The 17,683-nt window shown below is 59.6% G+C and carries 20 protein-coding genes and 3 pseudogenes; 16 read left to right on the top strand and 7 right to left on the bottom strand.

Translation table 11 applies throughout. From position 1 onward, the window contains the following. The first annotated feature begins 92 nt into the window (after window positions 1-92). The 7 genes and pseudogenes from OKW41_RS24100 (at window position 93) to OKW41_RS24070 (ending at window position 4,445) form a co-directional block, all read left to right on the top strand. Window positions 93-1,181 carry a DNA-binding protein gene (locus OKW41_RS24100; RefSeq protein ID WP_429574185.1) on the top strand — a complete coding sequence of 363 codons (1,089 nt, stop codon included), beginning with the start codon at window positions 93-95 and terminating at the stop codon, window positions 1,179-1,181. A 5-nt stretch (window positions 1,182-1,186) separates the two neighbouring features. Continuing rightward, entirely contained in the window at window positions 1,187-1,402 is a 216-nt protein-coding gene (locus tag OKW41_RS24095) for a hypothetical protein (protein ID WP_429447677.1), read from the top strand. A 23-nt stretch (window positions 1,403-1,425) separates the two neighbouring features. Continuing rightward, window positions 1,426-2,025 (top strand): hypothetical protein, encoded by a 600-nt coding sequence (locus tag OKW41_RS24090; protein ID WP_429574184.1) that lies wholly within the window; start codon window positions 1,426-1,428, stop codon window positions 2,023-2,025. 46 nt (window positions 2,026-2,071) lie between these two features. Next, the gene (locus OKW41_RS24085) at window positions 2,072-2,320 is read left to right on the top strand and encodes a hypothetical protein (protein ID WP_429447680.1); all 249 of its coding nucleotides are present in this window, start codon (window positions 2,072-2,074) and stop codon (window positions 2,318-2,320) included. A 178-nt stretch (window positions 2,321-2,498) separates the two neighbouring features. Continuing rightward, the gene (locus OKW41_RS24080) at window positions 2,499-2,819 is read left to right on the top strand and encodes a toxin-antitoxin system TumE family protein (RefSeq protein ID WP_429447682.1); all 321 of its coding nucleotides are present in this window, start codon (window positions 2,499-2,501) and stop codon (window positions 2,817-2,819) included. Next, window positions 2,812-3,180, top strand: coding sequence for a MarR family transcriptional regulator (locus OKW41_RS24075; protein WP_429447683.1), 369 nt, complete (start codon window positions 2,812-2,814; stop codon window positions 3,178-3,180). The genes OKW41_RS24080 and OKW41_RS24075 overlap by 8 nt, the downstream gene beginning before the upstream one ends. A 195-nt stretch (window positions 3,181-3,375) precedes the next feature. Then, window positions 3,376-4,445 (top strand): annotated as a pseudogene (locus tag OKW41_RS24070) (IS5 family transposase). On the opposite strand, the gene OKW41_RS24065 reads toward OKW41_RS24070, so the two are convergent. After that, entirely contained in the window at window positions 4,424-5,446 is a 1,023-nt protein-coding gene (locus OKW41_RS24065; protein WP_429574183.1) for a YncE family protein, read from the bottom strand. The pseudogene OKW41_RS24070 and the gene OKW41_RS24065 overlap by 22 nt on opposite strands. A 98-nt stretch (window positions 5,447-5,544) precedes the next feature. Between OKW41_RS24065 and OKW41_RS24060 the strand changes: the two are divergent. Further along, window positions 5,545-5,655, top strand: a pseudogene (locus OKW41_RS24060) (IS6 family transposase); the annotation flags it as partial. Between the two features lie 14 nt (window positions 5,656-5,669). Here OKW41_RS24060 and OKW41_RS24055 read toward each other — a convergent pair. From OKW41_RS24055 to OKW41_RS24040, 4 genes and pseudogenes are all read right to left on the bottom strand, one after another. Beyond that, a pseudogene (locus OKW41_RS24055) lies at window positions 5,670-5,861 on the bottom strand (LysR substrate-binding domain-containing protein); the annotation flags it as partial. Window positions 5,862-5,907: 46 nt separating this feature from the next. Continuing rightward, window positions 5,908-6,069: a hypothetical protein gene (locus OKW41_RS24050; RefSeq protein WP_429574182.1), complete on the bottom strand. Its 162-nt coding sequence runs from the start codon at window positions 6,067-6,069 to the stop codon at window positions 5,908-5,910. Window positions 6,070-6,094: 25 nt separating this feature from the next. Next, entirely contained in the window at window positions 6,095-6,388 is a 294-nt protein-coding gene (locus OKW41_RS24045; protein ID WP_429447686.1) for a DUF4148 domain-containing protein, read from the bottom strand. Window positions 6,389-6,490: 102 nt separating this feature from the next. Further along, the gene (locus OKW41_RS24040; protein WP_429574181.1) at window positions 6,491-6,733 is read right to left on the bottom strand and encodes a hypothetical protein; all 243 of its coding nucleotides are present in this window, start codon (window positions 6,731-6,733) and stop codon (window positions 6,491-6,493) included. A 9-nt stretch (window positions 6,734-6,742) separates the two neighbouring features. On the opposite strand from OKW41_RS24040, the gene OKW41_RS24035 reads away from it, so the two are divergent. Continuing rightward, window positions 6,743-7,534, top strand: a complete 792-nt coding sequence (locus OKW41_RS24035; RefSeq protein ID WP_429574180.1) for a hypothetical protein — start codon at window positions 6,743-6,745, stop codon at window positions 7,532-7,534. A 233-nt stretch (window positions 7,535-7,767) separates the two neighbouring features. On the opposite strand, the gene OKW41_RS24030 is transcribed toward OKW41_RS24035, so the two are convergent. After that, window positions 7,768-8,487: an IS6 family transposase gene (locus OKW41_RS24030; RefSeq protein WP_429574179.1), complete on the bottom strand. Its 720-nt coding sequence runs from the start codon at window positions 8,485-8,487 to the stop codon at window positions 7,768-7,770. Between the two features lie 353 nt (window positions 8,488-8,840). After that, window positions 8,841-9,629 carry a hypothetical protein gene (locus OKW41_RS24025; protein WP_429448771.1) on the bottom strand — a complete coding sequence of 263 codons (789 nt, stop codon included), beginning with the start codon at window positions 9,627-9,629 and terminating at the stop codon, window positions 8,841-8,843. A gap of 994 nt (window positions 9,630-10,623) precedes the next feature. Here OKW41_RS24025 and OKW41_RS24020 point away from each other — a divergent pair. The 7 genes from OKW41_RS24020 to OKW41_RS23990 all read left to right on the top strand — a co-directional run bounded on the left by OKW41_RS24020 (window position 10,624) and on the right by OKW41_RS23990 (window position 17,548). Next, a complete protein-coding gene (locus OKW41_RS24020; RefSeq protein ID WP_429574178.1) occupies window positions 10,624-11,646 on the top strand; it encodes a hypothetical protein in 1,023 nt (340 codons plus the stop codon). A gap of 234 nt (window positions 11,647-11,880) precedes the next feature. Beyond that, window positions 11,881-14,046, top strand: coding sequence for a TonB-dependent receptor (locus OKW41_RS24015; protein WP_429574177.1), 2,166 nt, complete (start codon window positions 11,881-11,883; stop codon window positions 14,044-14,046). A 174-nt stretch (window positions 14,047-14,220) separates the two neighbouring features. Beyond that, window positions 14,221-15,282 carry a YncE family protein gene (locus OKW41_RS24010; protein ID WP_429574176.1) on the top strand — a complete coding sequence of 354 codons (1,062 nt, stop codon included), beginning with the start codon at window positions 14,221-14,223 and terminating at the stop codon, window positions 15,280-15,282. A gap of 61 nt (window positions 15,283-15,343) precedes the next feature. Continuing rightward, on the top strand, window positions 15,344-15,637 hold the full coding sequence (locus OKW41_RS24005) for a hypothetical protein (protein WP_429574175.1): 294 nt from the start codon (window positions 15,344-15,346) through the stop codon (window positions 15,635-15,637). A gap of 46 nt (window positions 15,638-15,683) precedes the next feature. Beyond that, a complete protein-coding gene (locus OKW41_RS24000; protein ID WP_429574174.1) occupies window positions 15,684-16,091 on the top strand; it encodes an ExbD/TolR family protein in 408 nt (135 codons plus the stop codon). 71 nt (window positions 16,092-16,162) lie between these two features. Next, window positions 16,163-16,906 (top strand): energy transducer TonB, encoded by a 744-nt coding sequence (locus OKW41_RS23995; RefSeq protein WP_429574173.1) that lies wholly within the window; start codon window positions 16,163-16,165, stop codon window positions 16,904-16,906. A 51-nt stretch (window positions 16,907-16,957) separates the two neighbouring features. Beyond that, window positions 16,958-17,548 carry a MotA/TolQ/ExbB proton channel family protein gene (locus tag OKW41_RS23990; RefSeq protein ID WP_429447703.1) on the top strand — a complete coding sequence of 197 codons (591 nt, stop codon included), beginning with the start codon at window positions 16,958-16,960 and terminating at the stop codon, window positions 17,546-17,548. Window positions 17,549-17,683 lie beyond the last annotated feature (135 nt).

Raw genomic sequence — 17,683 nt, 5'->3', positions numbered from 1 at the left:
TGCCTCCGTAATGTCAAAAGTTCGTCGTCCATACGTTATATACAAGCCGGTTTACGTAGTAATATTTGTGCAATTCCTGATGAGCCGCGGCCATGTCCGACGTTCTGCCCAATGAAACCCGTCTCGCCGCTGAAATCGACCGCCTGAAGGCCGCATTCCCGAAGACCCGCGAGCTGTACCGCGAGGTCTGCGCGCTACTGTTCTTCCGCTTCGGGATCGCGCCGACCGCGAACCGGCTTTACCAGCTGGTGAAGCGGGGCAGCATGAGCACGCCGACCCAGGTGCTCGGTGAATTCTGGGCCGAACTGCGCGAAAAGAGCCGGGTGCGCATCGACCACCCCGACCTGCCCGCCGACCTGGGGCCGGCTGCCGGCGAACTGGTCGCGGCGCTCTGGACCCGCGCAACCGCCGCTGCCGAAGCCGCGCTCGACGCGCTGCGCGACGAGGTCGAGGCGCAACGCGTTGAGGCGCAACGGTCGGTCGTGGCTGCCCGCGACGAACTGGGTCGCGTCGAGACTGCGCTCGAACAGCGCACGGCGGCGCTCCTTGCCGCGCAGGTCGAGGGGCGCGAACGGGAAAAGGCGCAGGCCGAGGGCCACGCGGCGCGGCAGGCGTGCGAGGCCGAGGTCGTCCGGCTCAAGGCCGAGGCGCTCGCGCGCGACCGTGAACTGGACGAGGTGCGCGAAGGCTTCTCGCGGGATCTCGAGAAGCTGCGCGAGAGCGCAGAGCGCGCCGAAGAGCGCCTGCGAGCGTCGGAAAAGCGGGCGCTGCTGGAGATCGACCGCGAGCGGGGTGCGGCCGCGAAGCTGCAGAAGGAGCTCGATGAGGCGACGAAGCGCGCCGACCGACGCGAGGCGGATCACCGCAGCGTGGTCGAGGCGCTGCAGGCGCAGCTCGGGAACGTGCGTCACCAGGCGGGCGTCCTGCAGGGGCGGCTCGATGCCGTCGAGGCCGCGAACGTGACACTGCAGCATCAGCTCGCAGCAGCGCGTCAGACTGATGCCCGCCCGGCCAGGCCAGCCCGCGCGAAGGCCGCGCCTGCCCGCCCGACCGCGGCACGCCCTGCACTGACGCGCCCCTTGCGGCCGTCGGCCACGCCGGGCCCGTCGCGCAAGCCGTCGGCAACACCGGCGTCACCGGCGACGGCCAGCAAGCCCGTGGTGCGTCGCAAGCGGGGGTAGGCACGATGGAAGACAGGAAAAGCCGCCCGCGGAAAGGGCACAAAGCCCCGGCCTGTCCCCCGATCGGCGCGCTGATGCGTTATGGCGAGCGGACGGTGCGCGTCATCGCCGAAGCGAGCGGCCAGCGGGTGATCATCGGGTCGGTCAACGAGGACGGCCGCGCCTTCCGCAGCACCGTGAAATGGGCTAGTCTGACCGCTCTTCACGATCAACTTTTCTGAGCGCGATGATCCTACCGCAGACCATGCAGCAGCTCGACATCTTCGCCGACAGTCGTGACGTGATGTTGCGCAACGACGTGCTGGAGCCGTTGCAGCGGCGGGATGTGGCGGCCGCGCGAACGGCACTGGCGCAGCTCGCCGCCGAATACCCGGACGATGGCGCGCTGCCCGCGATGGCCGTGCTGGTTCGCGAACTCGGGCGCGAATCGACAGCACCGCTTGCTAACCATGCGGCGCTGGCCATCGCGCGCCGGCACCTGGAGGACGAGCTGGCGCCCGCCGCCTGGCGGGTGCTGCCCCCGCACACCGTTTCCGCATGGCTCGCACCGTGCTGGCGATCGCTCGCCCGGCAGGCCGCAACCCTTCCATTTCAGAGCGCCGATGCCGACAGCCACGCCGCGCCGCTGTGGCTGCTGGCGGCCGCCTGGGCCGCCGCCAGCGAAGCGGTCGAGGCCATTGAGTCCTGGTGGCGCATGCCGGCACCGCTCGCGTGGAGGACCGAGGCGCGCTACAGAATGGGTGGACTGGATGCCGCGTGGCCGTTGCTCGTGGAGCTGGCTGGCGTGGCTGGAGCCCGCGAGGTTCGCGGCATTACTGCCCGTACTGGGCGACGCTTCGCTTGACGCGCTACGCCGGCGCTTTGATGCAGAATTCCCCGGCACCGGCGAAGTGGACGATTACGCCTGGTTTCCAGCATGGCTGCTGGCGGTCAAGCCGGCGCTCACGGGCCGGCTGGGCGAGGCGCGTGTGCGGCGTGACCAGGCGGCGTCACGCGCGACGGCCCTGCTGGGGGAAATCCTGCGCCGGGAGCATGAAGGCGACCAGCACGAACTCGTCAGTCTGCGTCAGGCGTTCAGTCGCCTGCATGCGGGCCTGTTCGATGTGTACATGGCCACGCGGAAAGTGCAGCACCGATGAGTGCGCCTTCTTTGCCGCTGCCAGATTTACTTCCGAAACGCTGCTCATTTTCCTTCGTCGGACGCCTTTTAACCCGTAACCGGGGCATCCCTTGCGTTAGTTGTCATCAAATGATAACATGCAGGCCATGACAGATCGAGACTCAAGCCTAGACACCCTCCTCGAGCTGGATGGAGTGGTGTTCACCGTCGACGACACCGGGTGTTGTTGGGTGAAATTTGAAGTGGCGCAAATCGCAGCGTCACCGGAGCGCCCGCACGGGCTGCGGTATTCGCTGACCTTGCACGACGAAACGGGTGCTCGCCTGTTGGGATTCGATAACGCGCATCCGATTCGAGAGGGTTCGGGCCCCGGCGCACGGACGCGGATCGAGTACGACCACAAGCACGCCGGCGAGCGTATCCGGTTTTACGAGTATGCGGATGCCGCGAAGTTGCTTGAAGACTTCTGGACCGAAGTCGAAACAGTAATGAGGGAAAGGAGCGGGAGCGATGACTAACGAACACATCCTGAAGGTCGGGATTGCCCCGGTGGAGCAATTCAAGGCGCGGACCATGGCAATCGCGCGAGGCGAATACAAGCCCGCCCCCGACGAGCCGAAAATCTGGTTCTCGTCGCCCGAGTCGTTCGCGCAGGTGCTGTCGGGCAAGAATCAGGCATTGCTGGCACTGATCGCGAAAACGAATCCGTCATCGTTGACGGAGCTTGCAGCGACGTCCGGACGCGAGAAATCCAACCTGTCGCGCACGCTTAAGACGATGGAGCGGTACGGCCTGGTGCACTTCGAGAAAGGCGACGGCCGCGAGGTCGCACCACGGGTCAACTATGCCGGCATCAGCCTGGAGATGTCGTTCGCGTAACGCCACACTACGCAGCATTAAGCCCGCGACACGCCGACCGGTGTCGCGGGCTTCTTCATTCTGAGCACCAAAAAGCTACGCATGGAACGCGAATACCGGCTCGTGTTAGGGAAACACTGATTTAATCGACGAGTTTGTAGACGCTGTGACGTAGTGAAGCGTTGTTAGAGCTGGAACGACGACAAAGCGATGCGGATGCGACAAATCAGTTTTGCGAGTGCGGAACACGAAGACAAGAAGCGGCTTACGAGGCGCGAGAAATTCCTGGGAGAGATGGAGCAAGTCGTGCCGTGGGCGCCGCTTGCTGGCAGCATTGGAGCCCCACTACCCGAAGGGTACGAGGTGGCGTCCGCCGATTGGGCTGGAGCGCATGCTGCGACTGTACTTTGTGCAGCAATGGTACGCATTGTCCGACGAGGGGCTGGAAGATGCAGTGAGCGACAGCGCGGCCATCCGCAATTTTGTCGGTATCGACCTGAGGAAGCGCCGGACGCCACCACGGTGCTCAAGTTTCGCCGGCTGCTGGAAGAGCACAAGCTTACCGCCGTACTGTTTGAGGAAATCAACGCCCACCTGCGCGAGCGCGGCCTGATGATGCGCGAGGGCACGATGGTGGACGCCACCATCGTCAACGCGCCGACGTCGACGAAGAACCGCGACAAGGCGCGCGATCCTGAGATGCATCAAACGAAGAAGCGTAATCAGTGGTACCACGGGATGAAGGCGCACGTGGGCGTTGACGCTGAGTCGGGCCTGGTGCACAGCACGCACTACACGGCGGCCAACGAGTCTGATGTGGCACACACCCATGAGGTGCTGCATGGTCAAGAGGATCACGTGTTTCTCGATGCGGGTTACACGGGGGTGCAAAAGCGCGAAGAGATAGTGAAGGCGCAAGCCGACGGTGCCATCAAGACGGAAGTGCAATGGTCGGTGGCGATGAAGCGTGCAGGCTTAAGGGCATGGCCGAAGGGCCGCTGAAGCAGCTGACGCAGGCCCTGGAAAAGGTCAAAGCGCAAATCCGGGCGCGGGTTGAACATCCGTTTCATGTGGTGAAGAACCTGTTCAACCACAAGAAGACTCGCTACCAGTTGATAAAGGAGTTCAGAGCGGCGGCCCAAATCGTGCGCGACGCTGAAGATGCAAACGGCGAACTGCGCGTTGCGAACCGGTGGAGTCTGGCGATGCCGCTCAGAATGACGCGGGGCGCAGTTGAAACTCTGTCCACGCATCAGATCCCGGGTCAGTGGACGCTGAACACCTGAAGTCCGGCTTCCGCTGCCTGGGGACCCTTCGTGTGAACGACGTAGAACCTCTTTAGCGACGGAACATAGATCGAGGTCTTGCCACCGAGAGTGTCAATATGTTGCTCGATCGCATAATGGTTCTGATCGACTTGTTTGACGACATCGAGGCCTTCCGCGCCGGTTACGTACAGTCGATGATGCAGCGGGTCAAAAGTCATGTCGTCCGAAATATCGACGATATCGAGAGACTGTATGACCGAGCCGTTACTCGCGTCCAGGACGAACAGCTTGCCGGGGCCACGCGATCCGATGAACAGGCGCCGCCTCGTCGGATCGAACGCCATAGCCGAGTTTCGGCTTGGGCCGGGAACATGCCAGATGCTCGCTAACTTCCGGGTACCCAGATCGATAACGCCGATTTCGTTTTTATCGCGCATGTTGACGAACAGGCGGTGCGTACCGTGATCGATGACCATGGCCTTCAGTTGTCCCGCCGGAACATCGATTCTATCGAGGACGGAATCATCGGCAAGCGAGATCAGGCTGATGTAGGCATTGTCCCGATGTGCTTGAGCGCCTCCGTTGCCGACAAAAAAGATGCCGCTCTCTCTATCCGATACGCCAGAATCCGGCTGCGGATCGAGTGGAGTGACTTTCTTGACTTCGAAGGTTTTCGTGTCGACAACCTTGACGTTCGAGTCGCCCGCATCCGCTATAAGCAATTCCTTACCATCGTTTGCCAATAGTATCTTGTGAGGAGACTTTGCGACCGTCTTGACGCTTGCAAGATGCTCGCCGTTCGGCAATTGGAAAACCTCAATGGAGCCATACTTCTCGGCTGACACGTACAGACGGGAGCGCGACAGATCGACTGCAAAGTGGTCGAAGTCCCCACCGGTGACCTCTGGCAGCGGCGTGGTCGAAAGAACCGTCAGAGGCTCGGTCGATGGTTTTGCGGCAAAGGATGTCGATGCAAAGCAAAGGCAAGCAACGGCAAGTAGATGGGCGATGGTTTGCATGAGTGTCGTCGGGGTGGTTAGGGAGCAGGATCCAAACAGTCATCCTACCGTTCAACTCGCGACCACCCAATGACGAACGGATTACCGAATTGAAATTGACCGTGCATCGCTGGACCATCGAGTTGTGGTCTGTACTGGAGAAAGCATCCGGCCGTCGCAAGCGCCCGGTCGGCAAGAGCTGGCGCATGAATGAAACCTGCCTCAAGGTCGCACGATGCCCGGGTTATGGCGATTCCGCTATCGTCGCGACCGGCGTTCGGAAATGCTCGACCAGAAAATCGATGAACGCCCTCGCGCGCACGGTCTGGTTGCGCTGGCTCGGATAGTAGACGAACAGATCCGCCGACGGCAGCACGAATTCGGGCAGCACCACCCGCAGCCTGCCACTCTCCAGATACCTGGCCAGATCCCACTCGGGGTTATAAGCCGGACGCCTAGATTTGCTGGAAAGCGTTTTTTGTTCAATAGGTTAGCCGATGCTTGCCGGCGGCAAAGGCCTGATTCATCTTGCTCGCGCCATGGCTCGCGTGGGCATTCGGCATCAGTTCTAATGCCATCGCGGTATCCCGGCGCGCACGGGATGCCGGGCAATCCTGCGCCCATGCACGGGACAGTTCATGCATGGGCGTGCGGCCACCTTCATGTGCATCAATACGACGTTACGTTCGAGCCCGAGCCACTTGCGCTCGTGGAGGTGGATGTCAAGGCACTGGCCGGGTCACCGCTGTGCTGGATCGCGTACAACTCCTTGTTGCGGGCCACCATCGCAGCCGAAGGCGGATAGTCGTTCTTGCGCATCGGCAGGAACCCATCTGCCTCCGCCTGCACCAGTTGCGCACGTACGTCGGCGCGTGTGAGCCCGGAAGTGGAGGTTTGCGCGAAAGCGCTGGCGCCAAATGCCAGACTGAGTGCAGCGACTGCAAAAGAGGTAACGAGTTTCATGGTGTCTCTCCAAAAGAGTTAGTTAGAAGAAGTGGTTGGTTCCACGCACTCCATTCTGGTCATTTGAGCTGTGCCAGCAATGACCATCTCATTACGGTTCTGTTATTTTGCGCGGCTGTCGAACGGCGCAATTGACGTGCGGCTACCATCGACAGGCTGCTCGCCGACGTTCGTGAGCAAGCCTTCGGCGGTCAGCGCAAGCGCGCCGGAGGTGTCGGCAACGCGATTCGCCGCGCAGTTCCGATCCGAACCTTCGCCGACTGGAATGACCCACTGCCCGGCTATCTGGAGATCGACTTCGTCGAGCATTGCGGCGGCGTCAAGATCGACGGCGACTTTGTCCATAGCCTGGTGATGACCGACATTGCGACCGGCTGGACCGAATGTCTGGCGATGCCATTCCGTAACCATGCATTTGTCATTGAGTCCTTTGAACGCGTACGGGCCGCACTGCCATTTGCTCTGCGCGGTCTCGACAGCGATAACGACACCGCCTTCATGAACGAAGCCGTGTTCGACTTCTGCAAGGCGACGGGCATTGAACTGACGCGTTCGCGCGCCTACAAGAAGAACGATCAGGCATGGGTCGAGCAGAAGAACGGTTCGATCGTGCGGCGGCTGGTGGGGTACGGCAAACTGCGAGGGCTGGAAGATACGGAAGCGCTGGCATCGCTGTACCGGATCTCGCGCCTGTACATCAACTATTTCCAGCCGTCGTTCAAGCTGAAGTCAAAGACACGTCACGGGGCGCGCGTGACGAAGCGCTATGAGGCACCGCTGACGCCCCTCGAGCGCGTACTGCGTTCACCCTCTGTCTCTGAGGCCACCAAACTGGCGCTGCGTGAGCAGTTCCGCTCGCTCGATCCCGTCGACCTATTACGCCGCATGCGTGAGGCCCAGCGACGTGTTGCTGCATGCCCAGCCACGGACGTTGTCGGAACAGACGCCACACCGGAACAGAACGTGACGATAGGGGACTTCCTGGCGAGCCTGGGGACGGCCTGGCAGGCCGGCGACTTCGGACGCTGCAGCGACGCGTTAAAGCATGGCGATCAAACCGCGCCAGCGAGCTGGTCACCCGAATCCTCGGCGAGCCCGACGCGATGGTGGCTGGCGCCGCTACGCAGCGCCAGCCGCCATCGTTAAACAACCCCGGAGGTGACAATTACGCCGGAGTAACATCCTTCCGTGAGGCAACACGTATGGTCAGGAGCAGTTGCTCCGGCTGCGCTCGGTGGTGGCGCGGGCGCGCTTCCTCAAAGGCACACCCGTGCGCGCCGTCTGGTGCCAGTTCTTCGATACCAAAAAGCAGACGTGGACGAAGCGGTTCTGGTGCAAATAGGCTGTCTGGACGAGAAGGTCTCGATAAAAAGGATACCTTATCGATAAGACAGGACCGCATTCCATACGGTGGGTACAGTGGCATCTTTGAGGCCGAGCTTTGCGAGATTGAATTGGCCTTTGCTAATGCGATGCATCAACTCAATGCCGGCCAGAGTGATCGCGGCGTTCCTGAAACGCTTGAAGCCGAGCATGGCATTGGTCCGGGACTTGATATGGCGATGGTCCTGTTCGATCAGATTGTTGAGATATTTCGAAGATCGAACCTTCGTGCCCTCGGGCATCAGGCCGTCGGCCTTCATCTCGCGCACAGCACGGTGTGAGGGGGCATAGCCATCGAGTGTAATGGTTTGCGGCGGCCGCCCCTGATGTTTGATTGCCTTGTTGAAAAAGGCTTTGGCCGCGTTCACGTCGCGTTTCGCCCTGAGCAGGAAGTCAACCGTCTGACCCGCCCGATATACTGCCCGATAAAGATAGACCCATTTACCGCGGACTCTCAGGTACGTTTCGTCGACACGCCACGACGTTCCCGCAGGCGTGCCGAAACGGTTCCAGCGCTTGACAAACTCCGGCGTGTAACGCTTCACCCAACGAAGGATCGTTGTGTAAGCGAGCGACAGGCCGCGCTCGGCCATCATCTCGACGAGATCACGCAGGCTGAGCTTGTAGCGTAGATACCAGCGCACGCACTGAATGATCACATCGCGGTGGAAGTGACGGCCTGAGAACAGATCGCCCATGCTTTTAAGCTTGCTCATTATCGAATCATGAGATCGGGGAAGCAGCACTCTAACCGATCACATTCACTGTTTGCACCAGAACCATCTGGATAACGTGCTTCGCGCAGCAACGTTGTCGTCGGCATTTACTGGTTGATGCGTCCACGGAATGCTGCATCGCAAAAGCCCCGCAATCGTGAACCATAAAATCGGGGGCTCAATTTGACCCCACAGTCGCCGGTCGCGACTGTCCGAACGAGTGAGACTATCTCTCTTTCGAACGAGAGAAGGTGTACCGACGCATTGCCCGCACTCAATTAATCGTTGCAAAGGGTCACAGCTTACGGGCGACCATTCCGGTACTGCGATCTCAAAAAAACAATCAAGGGATTTTACTTCGACAGATGCAGCTTCTTCGATAGCACGATACCCCGCTGCGGGCTCACCAGCCAGATGGCGCGAATGTTCGTGTACAGCGTCGAGGTTCTTGTTGTGATGTCTGTGGGCTCGTCGTTGCTGGGATCGCTATGTTCGCGCCGGTCGGTCAGGTAAGGCGGCGCCATGCTACACATCAGCACAATCGCGAAGTCTCCATTCGCTTCGTCGAACGCCGCCTGCGAGAGTGTCACGCGTCCGTGAACCCTGGTTTTGCTCCGTTTGCCGGACTTGAGTTCAATCAGATCGATGTGTTGGATGTACCCCTTGGCCTTCGCCTCAGGCGCCACCACAAGCCCTCGACCGCGTGGTCCGGTTATGGTCTTCTTGAGCAGGATCACTCCCGGATTGTCGTCATCGGATAGATCTACGTCTACCGTCAACAGGTGCGTCTTTGACTGATATCGTATTCCGTAGGGCGCCGGTACGACGAAAGCCAGGTCGCGGTCGAGACTGGCTTTCGGCAAGTCTAGATCGCTTGGCGCCTTAAGGACAGGGACATGGATCAGGTTCCTGATGCGATCGCTCAACGAAGGCGAGTTGGCATTGAAGCTCTGGTCCGCCAAGGCGTCCCTGATGGCAACCGGGTCATCGCCCACGAAAGGCCGAGTCGACAGGACATTTGCAGAGGCAGAAATTTCAGGCTCAGTCGCATGGGTAACAGTGGCTGAGTCTGCCGACGTCCCGGCGTGCGCCAGCAGCGACATGCAAATCAGGGCGCAAGCGGCGTTCGAACGGACCAACATGGTTTTAAGATCAGCCACGACAAACCCCTCCAGGATCAGGGCAGTCTATCGCAAAGCCTTGCACGGTCAACTCGACCGCGCGACAGCGGCCGTAGGCACCGGCTTGATCCGTTCTTCGTCAGCTCAGCAAACCCAACGGCGGCAAAGGCCGAGAACTTCCCGGCCAGGACGGCTGCTCGAATGGCTGTTCCACTTTGGAAGCTGCCGCAACGATCGCGTCGGGTCGAAGGGCAGATGTGGGTCGCGTGCTGTCCCATAGCCGCGATGCAAGTCCGGGTGCGTATGCCCCTTGCATTAGGCAGTGACCGGCCATGAAGAGTCATTCGCTTGCACCGTCGCTCGGACGTTCAAGCGTCGGTTCCACTCAGGAATCGGCCATTCAATTCGCGACGGTGAAGTGCTGCATGTCGGCCAAAGCCGTCATTCGCAGATGCGCCATGAGCGGCGAAATGGAACACCCGCTTTGGGCTGCCTCGATCTTCAGAAAATGATCGCGGTTTCGTAAAGGAAAATTCAACCTCGCGAAGCGCGGCCAAAAGGATACCGCTGCGCCTGCCGTCGGGAATGCTGTCTTTGCAAAACGGCTCTGTCGATCTTGTAATTTTCGATTCACGACCGATTAATTTGCCAAGCTCATCATCCGTCCAACACGAACGCAACCGAAAAAGCTGACGAACTGCAACCCGTTCCTTGCGGTGGCGTTATGAACAGGAGTCAAGGGATGGATCTGGCATTGCCACTGCGCCGAGCTGGAAACGCCGCTGGATCGTTGTAGGCGTTTTCGAGACTCTTGGATGAGGTGAACTATGCTGACTCAAAAGTACTCCTTAGTGAGTTAAGCGAACTTCGTAACGTTCATTTTTTCAAGCATGAATGCGGATCGAAATGCCGCGACGTGGGGTGCCACGTTGTGATCCGCGACATAAAAATGCCGCGGCGGTCGACGATCCTGTCACCCGCTGCGCGGCCAGCAAATAGTTTGGGATTCTATAAAATGAAATTCAATCAGTTTCTCGGTAGCACCGCAATCGCAGTAACTTGCCTCATGGGTCCGGCAGTCCACGCCGCAGAACCCGCCGTACCGGTCCAATTGATCAAGACCATCCCGCTGCCTGACGTCACTGATGGCGATTTCGATCATTTCGCCGTCGACCTCAAGCGCGACCGCCTCTACGTCTCGGTTGAAAAGCACCATTCGATCGAGGTGTTCAACCTCAAGACCGGTGAGCATCTGGCGAGCGGCGGTCCGGTCACAACGCCGCATACGCTGGCACTCAACGTCGAAAAGAACGAGCTGTTCGTGGCCGATGGCGGCGACAACTCGGTCAAGGTCCTCGACGGCGCCGATCTGCACCTCATCAAGCGGATCGACCTGAAGGCCGTTCCGGATGCCGGCGTCTATGACCCGAAGACGGGTTACTTCTATGTCGGCAACAGCCTTGGCGAGAAGGCCGACTATTCGATGATCACCGCTATCTCGACCAGGGATGCCACTGTGAAAGGCGAGATCCGCGTCGAGGCAAACAACGTCGAATCGATGGAAATCGACCAGGCGACCAGGCGCATGTTCGTTAATCTCCGAGACAAGTCCACAGTCGGCGTCATCGATCTGAACAAGGACACCGTCGCGCGGGTCTGGTCGGTGCCGGATCTCAAGCTGAATACACCGATGGCGTTCGACGCCAAGGACCACCGGCTGTTTATCGCCGGTCGCAAGCCGGGCAAGCTGTTCGTCCTCAACTCTGACACCGGTGCGACGATCGCGACCTACGACTGCGCGGACATCGGTGACGACATGACCTATGACGCGCGAACAAAGCGCATCTATGTCAGCGCAGCCGAAGGCCTGATGGCCTATCAGCAGGACGACGCCGACCATTATCATGAAATCGCTCGGGTCGATACCCATGGCGGCAAGACCTCGGTCCTCGTGCCGAGCCTGGACCAGCTTTATGTTCCGCATACCCGCACCTCGGCTCCCGATGCAGGCCTTGAAATCTACAAAGTTCAGGGCTGATTCGCAGTAACCCCTCGTCGTGTTCTGAAAACATCATTGGGCCGTGTTCACGGCGCGTGCTGTCACGCCCGGCGTGGACACTACAACCCCGCATGGAGTAACGCTGTGTTCGCTGTTAGACGTAATGCTCGACCCGGCCCCGCACCGGAGGCCGCTTTGACAAGTCATCATCTGCAGGCCGTCTCCAGGAAACGCCGAGGCGCAGGAAACCATGGATGGAGCTGCCGGAAGTCCGTGCTGTTGGTTGGCGGAGTCACCACCTCTGTGGCGCTCTTCACGCCCACGATGTCCTTTGCCGCGGGCGACGCGACCGATATCGGCACCGTGAGTGCCAGTTCTGCGCCGAATAGTCTGCTTACGCCGCCGGACCCGAATGATACTCAGAGCGCGCCCTATCAGGCGCCGACCAAAACACCGCTGACCGCAATGCAACCGACCGCGGTTATCAGCAAGCAGTATCTGGACAACAACGTCGCGCCGTCGGCCAATTACGACACGGCCATACGCATTGCTCCTAGCGTAACCAGCACCGAGCCGAATGGTCCGGGCCTTTCCGAAGGCAAGGGGCTGACGATTCGGGGCTTCCAGGACGGCCAGTTCAACGTCACCTTCGACGGCATTCCCTTCGGTGACGGCACGAATTTCGCGCATAACAGCGCCGCATGGTTCATGACGAACGATCTGGGGCAGATCTCGGTTGATCGCGGCCCGGGCACGGCATCGACCATCGGTGATGCAACGTTCGGCGGAACAGTCTCGCTGCTTTCGAAAACGCCTGACTCGCAGTTCCAGGTCACGCCGTACGGCTCAGCGGGAAGCTACAATACCTTTATGGGGGGCCTTCAGGTCGATAGCGGCCGCGTGCAGTCGCTCAATGGCGGCAGCGGCTTCATAGATGCAGAACACATCAATTCTGACGGAGCCCAGAGCAATGCCAGCGTAAGGCGCACGAACGTTTTCGGAAAATGGGTGCAGCCCATCGGCAATGACACGCTGCTGACGTTTGCCGCGATGTACGACAACATCAGACTGCACACTCCGATCGGCGCGACCAAGGCGCAAATCAGTAAGTACGGCCCGAGTTACGCCTGGTCGAACGACCCGACGAAGCAGAACTACTACGGATTCAACTACGACAACCTCAATAACGACTTTGAGTATATCGGTATCGACTCGAACCTTGGGAGTGGGTGGTCGGTCCATAACAAGGTCTACACCTATGGCTATTATCGTGACAGCTTGAACGGCTCCGACCCAATGGGCACGAGCCCCAATGGCACTTTCTATAGCAAAACGAACGTCCCGGGGCAAACTTCGGCGAGCTACTATCGGGCGTTCGGTGACACGCTTAGTGTACAAAAAGATACATCGTTCGGAGCGCTCCGCGCAGGGTTCTGGGTAGAACGTCAGTCCAATGACCGGAATGCGTTCAATGTCGATCTTACCCTGAACAATGCGCCGAACCCACCCAACAACCCTAGCAAGCAAATCAGCCAGTTATATAACACCACGCTTACCACCATACAGCCGTTTTTCGAAACCGAATGGAACGTGACAGACCGACTGAAGGTTATTGGAGGTGTCAAGGAGAGCATCTTCATCCGCGGCATCGATGCTCAGGTGAACAAGAGCAGCAAGAACGCGCTTAACTTTTCCCAGACCTACAGCTCACCGCTTCCTTCCTTGATGGCGCGCTACACGATCAGCCCGGTCTGGTCGGCTTATGCGCAGGTTGCCCGCGGGTTCCTTGCACCGCAGTCAAGCTACTTCAACGTCGTGGATCCGTCGCAGAGCAAAATATCGCCGCAGACAACGTGGAACTATCAGGTCGGCACGACCTGGCAGGCGCAGCGTCTCTCCGCGTCGGTTGATGGATACTATATCGATTTCGGTAATCTCATCGGTAGCCGCACCTCCGGCAACAACACGGTCTTCTTCAACCAGGGTGGCGTGAACTATCTCGGTGTAGAGGCGGAAGCGACTTACTACCTTGGAGACGGACTAAGCCTATACGGAAACGGCAGCCTCAATAAAGCGAAGAACAAGCAAACCGGTCAATGGGTTCCGAATGCGCCCAAGGCCACTGCCGCCGGCGGACTCATCTACAACGCGCACAACGTCTATGCGTCGTTGCTCGACAAGTGGGTCGGTTCCAGCTATGGCGATGTCAACCAGACCCAAGGCATCAATCCGTATAACTCGCTCGATGCGGGTTTCTCATACACGTTCAGGGATACGGGGCTTGGCCTGAAGAATGTCAAGCTGACCGTCGACCTGAACAACATACTCAACAGTCGCAGCATCACGCAGTTCAGCGGCTACACGGCGAGTGGGGACGGATTGTTCTATACCCAGTCGGGACGGAGCGTGTTTGCAACGATCAAGGTGCCCTTGATCTAGGCAGCCTCGCTGCGGCGGGCACGTCGTTCCAGTTGCCCGAGCTGCATCAATTCCGTGTCGTGCTACGGCGGACAACGGTATCGCTGCCGGTCTCGATCGCTACAAGGTGAACGAGGCCCACTAACTTAAACGTCCGCAACTCTGCATTCTACTTTTTACATGAAAGGTTGTCACATGAAGAGAACACGTATTTCCACAAGCATCGCACTCGCCGCTACGCTTCTCGTTGCAGGGTTCTCTACCGCGCAGGCGCAGACAGAGCAGGCGCAAACACTCACCTTGAAGCGCAGTGTCGTCCTGCCCGAGATCACCAAAGGCGATTTCGACCACTTCGCCGTCGACATCCTTCACAACCGTCTCTACTCGAGCGCGCAGGGGACGCACACGATCGAAGTTTTCGATCTGTCCTCCGGAGAACATCTGCGCTCGGTGGGTGGCCTCGACAAGAACCACTCGATCTTCTTTGCGCCGAGCCAAAACGAAATCCTGATTGTCGACGGGGGAAGTGAGACTAACGCGCCGGCCGTCAAGGCGATCAATGCCGACACCATGCAGGTAGAGCGCACCTATTCTGTCGGTACGGGACCGGACGCGGCATATTTCGACGAGAAGAGCCACCGCCTCTATGTCAAGAGCGGCGGCAAGGCGAATAAGCCGCAGCCCATGGCTACGTCGGTCCTGCACGTCATCGACGTCGATGCGCACAAGGAAATCGCGCACGACACCATTGACTCGGACAATATCGAGGGCATGGTGGCGGACGACCGGACCGGCACGCTCTTCATGAACCTGCGCGACAAGAAGACCGTTGCTCTGTTCGACTTGAAGACGAACAAATTCATCAAGAGCTGGGAGATCCCCGGTCTCAACCAGAATACGCCGATCGGGTTGGACGCCAAGAACCACCGCCTGTTTGTGGTTGGCCGTGCGCCGGGCAAATTGTTCGTCATCAACAGTGACAACGGCCAGCTGCTCTCGACAGCGGATGTTGCCGACATCTCGGACGACATGACGTACGACCCCCAAGGGGATCGGATTTTCGTCTCCGCTGACAAGGGATTCACGGTTCTGGCACGGGTGGACAAAGATCACTTCGCGCCGGTTCAAACCAATGATCAGGTCGGCGGGAAGAGTTCGGTCTACGTTCCCAAGCTGAAGCAGTTTTACATCGGCCGCACGGCGGAAGAGGGTCATCCTACGTCGCTTGACGTCTACATGGTGTCGAGCAAGAACTGATTTCGGGCTGCCAAACAGGGGCCAATAAGAGGGGGTGGGCCCGGCCCACTCCCTTCCTGGAATGAACCGCAACACCCCGATGGATTTCGATGCCGCCGATCGCGAGCTGTTCGTGGCGGGTCGCGATCTCGGAAAGTTCTACACCGTCGAGAATGTCGCAGACCATCTGATTTGGGACGGCGCGTCCGGGCGAGTCTCCAAGTCTGGAGACGAAGGCATCATCGTCTATAAACGCCAGCCCGACGGGACGTTTATCAAGGTTACGGATTTCTCGAGTTCGGGCAGCAAGCACAGCCTCTATATGTCGTCTCAGCAGAAGCTGTATGCGCGCATGCCATGTGCGCCGGTTTTGTGAAGATAAGTTTCGCCTGGGCTGAATCTTGCCCACGCTGGAGAGTGAAATGAGACAGTTCCCGCAACGCAAGCAGAAACAGTCTCGCATCGAGATCATCCCTATGATCGATGTGATGATGTTTCTTTTGGCCTTCTTCGTATTGGTCAGTATGAATGTTCTGCCCGCGCTTGGATTGAAGGTCGCACTGCCACATTCCAAGCAGACCGAGAAAGTGGTCAACCAGAAGAAAATCACGCTGACCATCGCCGAGGATGGCAAAACCTATCTCGACGGACAACTGGTCGAGATAGCCGCTCTTGAGTCGCGGCTGCAGGGGCTGGCGGGGCAGGAGCAAAAGCCGACCGTGATTATCGCAGGTGACGGCGCGTCCAAGCTGCAGAACCTGGTTGATGTGCTCGACGCACTGAAGAAGGCCAATATTCCCGCGGCGTCGATCATTGCTAAGGGGCAGTGACTGTGAGTACGGTAAAGCCCTTTTCTCTACGTGCTGCAACTTTACGGCGTCGCGTTTCAGAGCGCGACCTTATGGAGTTCGTACCAACGGGCCTGGCTCTCGCAGCGACAGGCGTGCTGCTGCTGATGGTTGGCCTGCCACGCATGCCGAAACCGACCCCGCCGGCGCCGCCGCCCGCACCGGCCGTTACCGTCACGCTCGCCGATAACCCGCCAGAGGCTTCGCCTGCCCCTCCACCTCCGCCGCAAGCTCAACCAGTGCCGCCGCCAGAACCTGTGGAGCCGCCGCCACCGGCGACGAACGTGCCCACCATCCCCGTCCAGGCTCGGCCGCCGAAGATCGTTCGGCCGCGGCCGCACTATCACGAGGAGCCGAAGCACATCGTGGCACCTCAACCGCCGCAACCTGTGCAGCAGGCTCCAGCGCCGGCCGCGCCCCAGGTGAGCCCGCCCGCACCGCCGGCAACGTCCCAGGTCAGCCCGCCAGCACCGCCCGCCGGCTCTCCCAGCGTCGAGGGCGCGTATGTAGGCCGGCTGCGCAGCTACATACGGACTCTGACCCGCTATCCGACCTCGATGGAAGCTCGAATGGAGCATCTGCAAGGCAAGGTAATGGTGCAGTTCGTATTGAGCCGTGCCGGGGACATCAGCGACGTCACCGTGGTCGGCAGCAGCGGCTCTCCCGTACTGGACCAGACGGCGGTAAGCGAAGTTCGCGGTGGCGCCTATGGCGCGCTACCGATCCCTGCGGAGGCGTGGCCTGGTTCGCCTAGCCACACCTTCCAGGTTCAGATGACCTTTAGCGCGCCTGAATAACATGCGCTTTCTTGACCACGCGGTTACAACCGCCCAACCCGCGAGTAGAAAATGATGTTCGATAAAACTACCTTACACAATCTCAGCATCGACCTGCTCTATGCAGGGATCGTGCTTATTACCTTCGTGATCATGGAAAGGCTTCTTTACTACATCTATCTCAGCGTGCAGTCGAAGCGGATCGCTCGAGCAATCCGCTTGACGGAACGCGATACGGCGACCTCCATCCGCGGCATCACCTCCAAGGACGTGCTGGTGCGCTCGATGGTCGAATATATCGACGTTCAAGAAGCGCCTGGCGTGCAGCGTGCCCGGGTCGAGGATGTGTCCGCGGCACTGTTCCTGCGCGTCGATACCAAGGTGAATGCGCGTCTGTGGATGCTCGACACCATCGTGACGGCGGCGCCGCTGCTGGGTCTGCTCGGCACGATTCTTGGCATCATGGACACGTTCAACGCACTGTCCGCGGGTGGCATTTCCGATCCGGGGGCCGTCAGCCGGGGCATCGGCTCCGCGCTTTTTGCGACCGCCATCGGCATTGCAACCGCGCTATACGGACTGCTTGGTCACAACATCCTCCACCGTCGCGCTGAGGGGCTCACGGACGCCTTCAAGAGCTACCTGCTTGAGGCAACGTATTGAGAAATGTTCCAGCCGGCGAGCCCAGCCGCCAACCGGAAGGTGGCGGCCCGGGCTGTCAGGACAACTCCGGTCCCCCAAAAGCCCTACAGTCGACACCGTCAAGTTAACGTGTTGCCGGATAGTGCCTCAGTTTGA

Source organism: Paraburkholderia sp. UCT70 (assembly GCF_050434085.1).
GTDB lineage: Bacteria > Pseudomonadota > Gammaproteobacteria > Burkholderiales > Burkholderiaceae > Paraburkholderia > Paraburkholderia tuberum.
Note: the sequence above shows the minus strand (reverse complement) of the source record. Positions and strands in the feature narration are given on the sequence as shown.

Bases quoted from the DNA above. Each gene is read 5' to 3' on its own strand.
- OKW41_RS24100 (WP_429574185.1), top strand. From the start codon at position 93: ATGTCCGACGTTCTGCCCAATGAAACCCGTCTCGCCGCTGAAATCGAC.
- OKW41_RS24095 (WP_429447677.1), top strand. From the start codon at position 1,187: ATGGAAGACAGGAAAAGCCGCCCGCGGAAAGGGCACAAAGCCCCGGCC.
- OKW41_RS24090 (WP_429574184.1), top strand. From the start codon at position 1,426: ATGCAGCAGCTCGACATCTTCGCCGACAGTCGTGACGTGATGTTGCGC.
- OKW41_RS24075 (WP_429447683.1), top strand. From the start codon at position 2,812: ATGACTAACGAACACATCCTGAAGGTCGGGATTGCCCCGGTGGAGCAA.
- OKW41_RS24065 (WP_429574183.1), bottom strand. From the start codon at position 5,446: ATGCAAACCATCGCCCATCTACTTGCCGTTGCTTGCCTTTGCTTTGCA.
- OKW41_RS24050 (WP_429574182.1), bottom strand. From the start codon at position 6,069: ATGCATGAACTGTCCCGTGCATGGGCGCAGGATTGCCCGGCATCCCGT.
- OKW41_RS24045 (WP_429447686.1), bottom strand. From the start codon at position 6,388: ATGAAACTCGTTACCTCTTTTGCAGTCGCTGCACTCAGTCTGGCATTT.
- OKW41_RS24040 (WP_429574181.1), bottom strand. From the start codon at position 6,733: ATGGACAAAGTCGCCGTCGATCTTGACGCCGCCGCAATGCTCGACGAA.
- OKW41_RS24035 (WP_429574180.1), top strand. From the start codon at position 6,743: ATGACCGACATTGCGACCGGCTGGACCGAATGTCTGGCGATGCCATTC.
- OKW41_RS24030 (WP_429574179.1), bottom strand. From the start codon at position 8,487: ATGAGCAAGCTTAAAAGCATGGGCGATCTGTTCTCAGGCCGTCACTTC.
- OKW41_RS24025 (WP_429448771.1), bottom strand. From the start codon at position 9,629: ATGTTGGTCCGTTCGAACGCCGCTTGCGCCCTGATTTGCATGTCGCTG.
- OKW41_RS24020 (WP_429574178.1), top strand. From the start codon at position 10,624: ATGAAATTCAATCAGTTTCTCGGTAGCACCGCAATCGCAGTAACTTGC.
- OKW41_RS24010 (WP_429574176.1), top strand. From the start codon at position 14,221: ATGAAGAGAACACGTATTTCCACAAGCATCGCACTCGCCGCTACGCTT.
- OKW41_RS24005 (WP_429574175.1), top strand. From the start codon at position 15,344: ATGAACCGCAACACCCCGATGGATTTCGATGCCGCCGATCGCGAGCTG.
- OKW41_RS24000 (WP_429574174.1), top strand. From the start codon at position 15,684: ATGAGACAGTTCCCGCAACGCAAGCAGAAACAGTCTCGCATCGAGATC.
- OKW41_RS23995 (WP_429574173.1), top strand. From the start codon at position 16,163: ATGGAGTTCGTACCAACGGGCCTGGCTCTCGCAGCGACAGGCGTGCTG.
- OKW41_RS23990 (WP_429447703.1), top strand. From the start codon at position 16,958: ATGATGTTCGATAAAACTACCTTACACAATCTCAGCATCGACCTGCTC.